This is a genomic window from Amycolatopsis sp. NPDC114478 (assembly GCF_055633805.1).
In genome coordinates, this window is sequence record NZ_JBVKDO010000040.1 from 49,938 (window position 1) to 57,141 (window position 7,204).

At 63.7% G+C, this 7,204-nt stretch carries 14 protein-coding genes; 4 read left to right on the forward strand and 10 right to left on the reverse strand.

Annotation, left to right across the window (positions count from 1 at the left end; translation table 11 throughout):
* Positions 1-34 precede the first annotated feature (34 nt).
* The 6 genes from ACZ7OH_RS49995 to ACZ7OH_RS50020 all read right to left on the reverse strand — a co-directional run bounded on the left by ACZ7OH_RS49995 (position 35) and on the right by ACZ7OH_RS50020 (position 1,928).
* Complete coding sequence (locus ACZ7OH_RS49995) at positions 35-217, reverse strand: hypothetical protein (protein WP_470287401.1); 183 nt, start codon at positions 215-217, stop codon at positions 35-37.
* 1 nt (position 218) lies between these two features.
* Positions 219-482 carry a hypothetical protein gene (locus ACZ7OH_RS50000; protein WP_470287402.1) on the reverse strand — a complete coding sequence of 88 codons (264 nt, stop codon included), beginning with the start codon at positions 480-482 and terminating at the stop codon, positions 219-221.
* Between the two features lies 1 nt (position 483).
* Positions 484-639 (reverse strand): hypothetical protein, encoded by a 156-nt coding sequence (locus tag ACZ7OH_RS50005; protein WP_470287403.1) that lies wholly within the window; start codon positions 637-639, stop codon positions 484-486.
* Between the two features lie 24 nt (positions 640-663).
* Positions 664-831, reverse strand: a complete 168-nt coding sequence (locus tag ACZ7OH_RS50010) for a hypothetical protein (protein WP_470287404.1) — start codon at positions 829-831, stop codon at positions 664-666.
* 1 nt (position 832) lies between these two features.
* Positions 833-997: a hypothetical protein gene (locus tag ACZ7OH_RS50015; RefSeq protein ID WP_470287405.1), complete on the reverse strand. Its 165-nt coding sequence runs from the start codon at positions 995-997 to the stop codon at positions 833-835.
* 553 nt (positions 998-1,550) lie between these two features.
* Positions 1,551-1,928, reverse strand: a complete 378-nt coding sequence (locus tag ACZ7OH_RS50020) for a hypothetical protein (RefSeq protein WP_470287406.1) — start codon at positions 1,926-1,928, stop codon at positions 1,551-1,553.
* Positions 1,929-2,054: 126 nt separating this feature from the next.
* Between ACZ7OH_RS50020 and ACZ7OH_RS50025 the strand changes: the two genes are divergently transcribed.
* The 4 genes from ACZ7OH_RS50025 (at position 2,055) to ACZ7OH_RS50040 (ending at position 4,348) form a co-directional block, all read left to right on the forward strand.
* Positions 2,055-2,825, forward strand: a complete 771-nt coding sequence (locus ACZ7OH_RS50025) for a GntR family transcriptional regulator (RefSeq protein ID WP_470287407.1) — start codon at positions 2,055-2,057, stop codon at positions 2,823-2,825.
* A 115-nt stretch (positions 2,826-2,940) separates the two neighbouring features.
* On the forward strand, positions 2,941-3,327 hold the full coding sequence (locus ACZ7OH_RS50030) for an SCO5389 family protein (protein ID WP_470287408.1): 387 nt from the start codon (positions 2,941-2,943) through the stop codon (positions 3,325-3,327).
* Positions 3,328-3,421: 94 nt separating this feature from the next.
* Entirely contained in the window at positions 3,422-4,096 is a 675-nt protein-coding gene (locus tag ACZ7OH_RS50035; RefSeq protein ID WP_470287409.1) for a YdcF family protein, read from the forward strand.
* A 12-nt stretch (positions 4,097-4,108) separates the two neighbouring features.
* Positions 4,109-4,348, forward strand: coding sequence for a sigma factor-like helix-turn-helix DNA-binding protein (locus ACZ7OH_RS50040; RefSeq protein WP_470287410.1), 240 nt, complete (start codon positions 4,109-4,111; stop codon positions 4,346-4,348).
* Between the two features lie 415 nt (positions 4,349-4,763).
* Here the strand turns inward: ACZ7OH_RS50040 and ACZ7OH_RS50045 are convergent, their stop codons facing one another.
* From ACZ7OH_RS50045 to ACZ7OH_RS50060, 4 genes are all read right to left on the reverse strand, one after another.
* Entirely contained in the window at positions 4,764-5,213 is a 450-nt protein-coding gene (locus ACZ7OH_RS50045; RefSeq protein WP_470287411.1) for a DUF6941 family protein, read from the reverse strand.
* The gene (locus ACZ7OH_RS50050) at positions 5,210-5,626 is read right to left on the reverse strand and encodes a helix-turn-helix domain-containing protein (protein WP_470287412.1); all 417 of its coding nucleotides are present in this window, start codon (positions 5,624-5,626) and stop codon (positions 5,210-5,212) included. Before ACZ7OH_RS50050 ends, ACZ7OH_RS50045 begins: the two co-directional genes overlap by 4 nt.
* Before the next feature lie 35 nt (positions 5,627-5,661).
* Positions 5,662-6,090 (reverse strand): hypothetical protein, encoded by a 429-nt coding sequence (locus ACZ7OH_RS50055; protein WP_470287413.1) that lies wholly within the window; start codon positions 6,088-6,090, stop codon positions 5,662-5,664.
* Positions 6,091-6,539: 449 nt separating this feature from the next.
* On the reverse strand, positions 6,540-6,920 hold the full coding sequence (locus tag ACZ7OH_RS50060) for a hypothetical protein (RefSeq protein ID WP_470287414.1): 381 nt from the start codon (positions 6,918-6,920) through the stop codon (positions 6,540-6,542).
* Between the last annotated feature and the right edge of the window lie 284 nt (positions 6,921-7,204).

Sequence of the window (7,204 nt, forward strand, 5' to 3'; positions counted from 1 at the left end):
CCGGTCGTGTGCGCAACGGATCATGTGCGGTTGTTCAGGGTTTGATGGCGGTCCGGGCGTCGGTCAGCTCGGTAGTGAGCGTGCCCATCGCACGGGCCGCGCGGTCGTGTGCGGCCTTGAAGCCGTTGCGGTTCAAGGGCATTCCGCGCATCGACTCCTTGAGCTGCACGAGCGCGGTGTCGAGGTCGTCGACGACCCGGTCGACCTGGTGTGCCATGTCAGAACCTCCAGTCCCGCGAGACCAGCTCGGCCTCGTGCTTCTTGCCCAGCGTCCGCAGGCGGTCCAGTTCGTCGAACGCCTTGGTGCGGAACGACTTCAGTTCGTCTTTGCTGGCGATGGTCCAGGACTCGGCCATCGCGGAGTCGTCGTAGCGGTCGATGAGCTTGTCGACCTCGCCGAGGACTTCGGCGATCATGTCCAGGGTGTTTACGAACGTGGCGTAACGCTGCTGCGCCCGTCGGTTCAGGGTCTTGATCTGCACGTCAGCTCCACCTTTCCGGGTTGTGCGCCAGCGACCACGCGAGGGCGGACAGATCGCCGACCATCAGGCGCACCGAGCGGCCGGCCTGCACCTTCGCTTCCTCCGGAGCGTCGCTCGCCCGGAACTTCTCGAACGCGTCCGTGACCGCGTCCGTCATTGCGCGAATCTCCTGCATGCGCCTCTACCCTTCGCGTGTCGTGGCGACCAGCTCGGCCGCCGAAGTGAGGTCGGCCGCCAGGAACCGCACCGCGTTCCCGACCGCGACCGTGATTTCCCGATCCGGCTCGGAGGCGACGAACGCGCGGTACGCCTCGTTCGCCGCCGTGATGATCGCCAGGATTTCCGACATGTCAGCCCCCGTTCCGGATCACGTGTCGTGCGTGCTCGATGCCTTCGCAGAACCCGGCCTGCCAGGCCAGGTCTTCGGTCGGTTCCGTCATCGCGGCGGCTCGTTCCCGCTCCAGTCGGGCCGCGAGCATCCGGATCACCACGCCGACCTTGACCGGGCGGCTCACCGTCCGGCCTTCCACGCCAGCGCCAGCCCCGAGACCAGCGCGAGCACCCCGAACACCGGGACCGCCCACATCAGCAGCCCCACCAGTACCGCCCAAAACACGTACGTCACTGCTACTCCTCCTCACATGTGCCACTGGCGACCGCACACAGTGCACGTGGCAATCCGTGTCGGTGACAGCCAGAAACTTGCCGAACAGACGTGGTTGGTCTCAGGAATCCCGCTTCGGGCCGTGCGGGTCGTACGACGACAACCCACCCCGAACCGCGTTCATTGCGCCACCCATTCGCCTACTCCTTCCGCTCGAAACTCCGTGGTAGAACCCCAGGACTCCCGGACGACGTGTCCGGCCGGGAATCGAAGCGCGCCACCACAAACAGCGCGGTTTTAGGCATGGATCGGCCCACTGTGTATTTGTCAAAGAACAAGAAGTGCCCTTGCCCGACTCGAAAACGGGCAGCCAACCTATTTGGGAAGGGCTCCAGGGTGGTGATGACGCGACGGCCGGGGAGGTAGCCGCGCGAACCGGTCACCCACCGGTCATTCGGCCGGCATCAGGCGGCGCGCTGCGCAGCACCCGACCCGGCGGGCTTGAGACCCATCGCCTTGAACCACAGACCCGAGCCGGTGATCCGGCCGTCATCCCCCGTCGTCTGCCACGTGTTCAACACCGGGTCGATCAGCTCCACGTACGTGCCCTCGTCGAACCCCTCCCCCGGGTCCGATGCGAGCGTCACCTTGATCTCCTCGCCCTTGCCCAGCCGACGCCCCTCCACCGGACGCGGCTTCGCGAACAGCATCACCACGAACGCCTGGTTGCCCTCGCGGTCGATCGCGGGCTGAAGCTCCCCCTTGACCTCGCGCATCTTCATCGTCGGGGCCTCCGTGACCATGAACCGGTAGCCCGAGCTGACGAACGGGATGTCCTGCATGTCTAACCTCCTGGCCGAGCTGCTAGAGTTGGTACGCCAACTAAGTTGGTACGCCAACTATAACCACAGACGACGAGCTGTTGCAACAAGTTGGTGCGCCAACTTTTCCGTGAAGGGACGACTACCATGAGTGATGAAACGCCAGCGCACGCTTACGAGCGCGTAGCAGGCGCCCTACGCGACCAGATCCTGGCGCGCACGCTCGCCCCTGGGGCACGACTGCCGACGCGGGACGAACTCGCAGAGACCTTCGGTACGTCGGAAACAACGATCCGCCAAGCGCTCGATCTCCTAGAGTCCGAAGGGCTGATCAACCGTGGACGCGGAGCCGCGCCAACCGTCCGCCTGTACGACCCGCTGATTCGACGAGCAGACCAGCACTACAAGTCCGAACCTGGCGCACCTTTTGCCGACGAGGCCATCGCCACTCAGCGCGTGCCCCGTTACAGCCACACCACCCGGCCGGACAGGGCCGGTCTCGAAACGGCACACCGGCTCAAGATCGGTATCGGCGATGACGTCATGCGTACCGAGTACGTCTCCTACGCCAACGACGAACCGATGATGCTCACGACGTCGTTCGAACCGCTCGCGATTACGCGCGGCACACCGATCGAGAAGCCGGAGGAAGGTCCCCTCATGGGCGCCGGCATCGTCGACCGGTTCACGTCGATCGGGATGCGCCCCACCGAGGTCCGAGAACGCCTCCACTCCCGCATGCCGCGCCCCTCCGAGGCCGAACAGCTCAAGCTTCGCCCGGGCACACCGGTCGTCGCGATCGTGCGCACGTCGTTCTGCGGCGACACCCCCATCGAGACGGCAGACATCCTCCTCGCCGCCAACCAGTACAAGCTGGAGTACACCACCAAGGTGGCCCCTCTTCAGGCCGATTCGTAGCAGGCAGTCACCGCCAAACCGTCCGACTCAGCTAGTCGGGTTGTCTTCCTACCAAACCGCACCGACCTGTGGCAGAACTGAAGATGACAATCACCACCGATTACGAGGAGTGCTGGTGTCTCTCACCGTTCCGGCCGAGTTGCTGAGGCAGGCCCAGGAAGGCGACGTGCACGAGGATGACTTCCTCCGCTGCATCCAAGACTCACTGCCATACGCATGGTCCGTCGTGGCGGGCACTGCGGAGAAGGTCAACGCGAACGGTGCGGCCGTCGAGATCAACGAAGACGTACCCCGGAACGATGCCGAGTGGGGGCAGCTCTTCCGCCTCATGGCCAGCGACTCGATGCGCGCGGCGGTCGAGAAGAAGTTCGGCGTGCGACTCGCGTTCCAGAACTGCTGCAAAGTTGGCGTGTTCGCCCCAACCGCGAAGGCCGAGTACGACGAGTTCACGTCCGCCCGCGCCCAAGTTCTCAATCAGAAGCCTGAACTCCTGAACTGCTAGCCTCGTGGACCGAACGCCCCGTAGCTGCCGAGCAGGGCCAAACTCGCAGTCACGGGGCGTTCCCGCGTCCGAAGCAGCCGCCTGAGGAGTCGACGTGCCACCAGATCCGAGCCCGTCCGTCCCTGGCAGGCTTCGCGAAGACGTCGAGGCGCTGTGGAACTTCCACCGCATCGACGACCCGCTACGCCCCGTCGACGTCGCTATCGGACTCGGAAGCCATGACCCGAGCGTCGCTGTCTACGTGGCCGAGCTGTACGGCCGGCACCTCTTCCCACTGATCGCCTTCACCGGCGCCAACGCACCGACCACAGTCGACCGGTTTCCTCGCGGCGAGGCCGTCCACTATCGAGAGATCGCGATGGACAGGGGCGTCCCGGACTCCGCCATTCTCGTTGAGCCGAAGGCCACGAACACGGCGGAGAACTTCGAGTTCACCCGAGACCTACTCCGCCAGCACGGGACCGAGGTCAGCACTGCCCTGATCCTCAGTCGGCCGTACCAGCAGCGCCGGGCCTACACGACCGCGAAGAAGCTATGGCCAGAGGTCGACTTCCTCTGTTCCGCGATCCAGCAGCCACTGGTCGACTACGTCGAGAGCATCGGCGATCCCAAGCGAGTGATCGACATGCTCGTCGGCGACACCCAACGGCTGACGATCTACGCCGACGCCGGGTACGCGATCCCCCAGGACATCCCGGCCGACGTCGAGGCGGCGTACAACAGACTGGTCGCGGCGGGCTACGACAGCCGCCTGATTCCGACCAGTTAGGACCCGAGGACCGTGGAAGCCGACGAGTTCGACCGCGTTCGCCAAGACCTCGACCCGATCCGCCGGGCGAAGCGTTCAACGGCGCTGATCGAGACCTACCGGGACCGGATGGCCGAGCTGTCACGCCTACGCAAGGACGCGATCGAGCAGCCCCACGACACCGGGATGAGCTACACCGAGATTGCCACTTCTCTCGGCATCAGCAAGGGCCGCATCACCCAGATCCGCTCTCAGCCGTCCGAGTCGCTGTGACCGAAGCCCGTCCCACGGGATCGGTGTGTTCAGAGTTTCTTTTCTTGTTCAAGGCGGCCCCTCCGGGGCCGCGCCGCTATCGGCCGGCACGCGCGGGGCCCGCCTCCGGCACCCACGCGACCGGCCGGCGGCTGCACCGGGGGACCGCAGCTCAAGAAGAAGAGAATGTCCTCGCCGGACGGGCAGGTCTCCGAGATGGCCGGATCGTGCGCGGTGGTTGCGTCCGTGAGCGGCCTGTCGCCATCTCGTCGACCTCCCGGAGGGCTATCACGCCGCGTCAAGGGGGCAGTTCTCATCAGCACGCTCAGCCGGATGGAAAGCGCCCCCTTGACCCGGCGCGATCGGGCGTTGCCAGGTCGACGAGATGGCGAAGAGGCCTCCCACTTGCGAGAGGGAGACATCGAACGCACCACTGTCACGAAGGGACTGACTCAACGCGAGGCGCCCGTGTCGCGAACGTGGCAGACCAAGTCTCATCGCTGACGTCATCAACCGAGACTTGCCAGGAGTACCGCCGGTTGGGCTCAAGCGGAACGCCTGGGCCAACAGTCACAACGAACGGTGCAGTCGCTGGAGCGTTCGTCGGCACATCTGCTCGCTTCTCGATGTTCAGATCAGCGGTAGCGACGATCGGGCCCTCACCGTCTTGGAACGTTACCGGCGCACCGTGCTCGTCAACCAAACTCAACTGGACCGTGTGCGATCCTGCTGCTTCTTCCAGCGAATCGAACGTGACGATCGCGATCACAGCCATCGGCCTACTGGTGGGTGCGTCGACGGCTGTCCAACCGATACCCAAGGCGTGAGCCTTGCCCGTACTGGGATCACTTTGGCCAGAGTCTGCGGTGACAACAACAACCTTCATTGACCGATGACCTCGCCGTGACGATGCACTGAAACGTAGAAGTTCCGCCTCTGCACAACCTCGCCAGAGCCGGCATCAGCGCTACGGACTGTAATGCCGTCAGGCTGCTCAGTCTTCACCAGGGGATGAAGGGATGTCGCAGGGAAGACCCTGTGCTTCACTGCCGCGCCGATCGCAAGAGCGTACCGACGCAAAGTCGACAACCGAGGGTCACTGCCCATGGTTTCAATATCCGAAACTACGCTCTGTGATCGCCCCATGGCTTCCGCCACGGCAACCTGACTCAAGCCAAGGCTTCTACGAAGCTTGACCAACTGGTCAACCCATGCGAAGTCCGCTCTGACCAGCTCTTCGGCCAAGGCGTCCTGCTTGCTGCTGGAGTCGATACCGAGCAGCTCATCGAACTCACTCATCGTTCCTCCAGTATCGGTCAAACCCGATAGTAGCTTTACCCCTCACGTTGCCACCACCCCCAGCGCTGCGCAGCGTCGTCTATGTCACTGTCTTGCTGCTCCTTCGACACCTTGTCGTTGAACAGCAGCCCCAGCATCCCCTGGTCCTGGTGTAGCCGAGGAGGCTCGCTGTAGTACAGCCGCCACTCGCGCCTCCTAATGCGCCACTTGATCTCCATCGTGCCTGGTTGACGCGCTAGGTACGGGCGACCGTCTTCAGGCTCGTTTAGCTCTCCGCGCTTGGCGCGATCTAGCTTCACCTTGATCAGCGCGCGGAAGTCGCTGGCGGCGATTGAGCCCTCGGACGCCTCGATCAGGGCGGCATGCGCTAGCACTTCCGAGATCGGGATCTTCTTCCCGTCTTCCTCATACCAAAACCAGACGCCTCCACAGCTGAAGGCAAACGAGACCCGACCGGACGTCACGCAACCTCCTTCATCTCGGCGTGCGTGGTGTATCACCCGGGGTGGGCAATGCGTTACACGTTCGACGTCCCCGCTGGCAACCCGCACGTACTCCACTCCCAGTCGTAAAGCCATGATCAGTTGTATCAACCAGGTGTGCTCTGTCGACGGATTGTTACGGACCAGTTGCCTACGGCGCCGAAGCCCACGCTTTACCCTCTCCAATGGTCGCAAGACGACCACAGTTGACCACGGGTAGCGGCTCAACGTAGCCGACTGGTTGCCCAGGTAGGGGTAAATGTGGATCACTTTTGACGATCGACGGAAGACATGATCCACAAAAGCGGGTGTCGCAGGTTCGAATCCTGCCGGGGGCACCCAGGTAGCGGCGGCAACTCGCCCGGATTCGCCGACGGGGCGCGGGTGCAATGGAACACCACATCCGCGCTCCCGCAGCGATGGCGCACCGGTCAACTGGCTGCAGCATCGAGGTTCTTGACCAACTCGGAAGCGAGCTTGCGCTTCTTCCGCCAAGCCAGCTGCGCGTGGTTCATCATCCCGTAGCGCGTGCTGAACTGTGACGTCCAGATCTCGACGCCGCACTTGCTGGTGCCGTCCGGGTCGAACGCGATCGAGACGACCGGAGCGCCGACCCTCAGCTTCGGCCGGTAGTTGAGATCACCTTTCCCGGAAATCCTGGTCCAGGTGACGTTGAAACACGCCGCGACGATCTCCGCGGCCGCCTGTTCGGACATCGGCACCTCGACCACCACGTGCCGGCGCGCGTCCACTTGAACAAAAATCACCCAGCACAGCAAGGCGATGACGACGAGCACCCAAAAGACTTCCATTTTTTGTCACCTTTCACGGACGACTCGGATGTTCCTGCGACATAGTCGTCCGCGGGCACCGGATCGTTGCAGGCAAATGACCTGAAACTCTCTCGAACCTCGTAACATCATGACTCCCGGAACGACTTGGACTGGGAAACCACCGGGATCGATGGCAGAGGTGCGTCGGCATGACATCGAAATGCCAACTGATGCGCCCCGGGTCTGGTGCAGGTCTCGTTGCCTGTCACCGAGCCCGGGCAGGCTCGAAGGATTGATCGTAGCGCGACGCTCGGTGGCCGGCC

Bases quoted from the DNA above. Each gene is read 5' to 3' on its own strand.
- ACZ7OH_RS50005 (WP_470287403.1), bottom strand. From the start codon at position 639: ATGACGGACGCGGTCACGGACGCGTTCGAGAAGTTCCGGGCGAGCGAC.
- ACZ7OH_RS50060 (WP_470287414.1), bottom strand. From the start codon at position 6,920: ATGGAAGTCTTTTGGGTGCTCGTCGTCATCGCCTTGCTGTGCTGGGTG.
- ACZ7OH_RS50025 (WP_470287407.1), top strand. From the start codon at position 2,055: ATGAGTGATGAAACGCCAGCGCACGCTTACGAGCGCGTAGCAGGCGCC.
- ACZ7OH_RS50050 (WP_470287412.1), bottom strand. From the start codon at position 5,626: ATGAGTGAGTTCGATGAGCTGCTCGGTATCGACTCCAGCAGCAAGCAG.
- ACZ7OH_RS50045 (WP_470287411.1), bottom strand. From the start codon at position 5,213: ATGAAGGTTGTTGTTGTCACCGCAGACTCTGGCCAAAGTGATCCCAGT.
- ACZ7OH_RS50020 (WP_470287406.1), bottom strand. From the start codon at position 1,928: ATGCAGGACATCCCGTTCGTCAGCTCGGGCTACCGGTTCATGGTCACG.
- ACZ7OH_RS49995 (WP_470287401.1), bottom strand. From the start codon at position 217: ATGGCACACCAGGTCGACCGGGTCGTCGACGACCTCGACACCGCGCTC.
- ACZ7OH_RS50010 (WP_470287404.1), bottom strand. From the start codon at position 831: ATGTCGGAAATCCTGGCGATCATCACGGCGGCGAACGAGGCGTACCGC.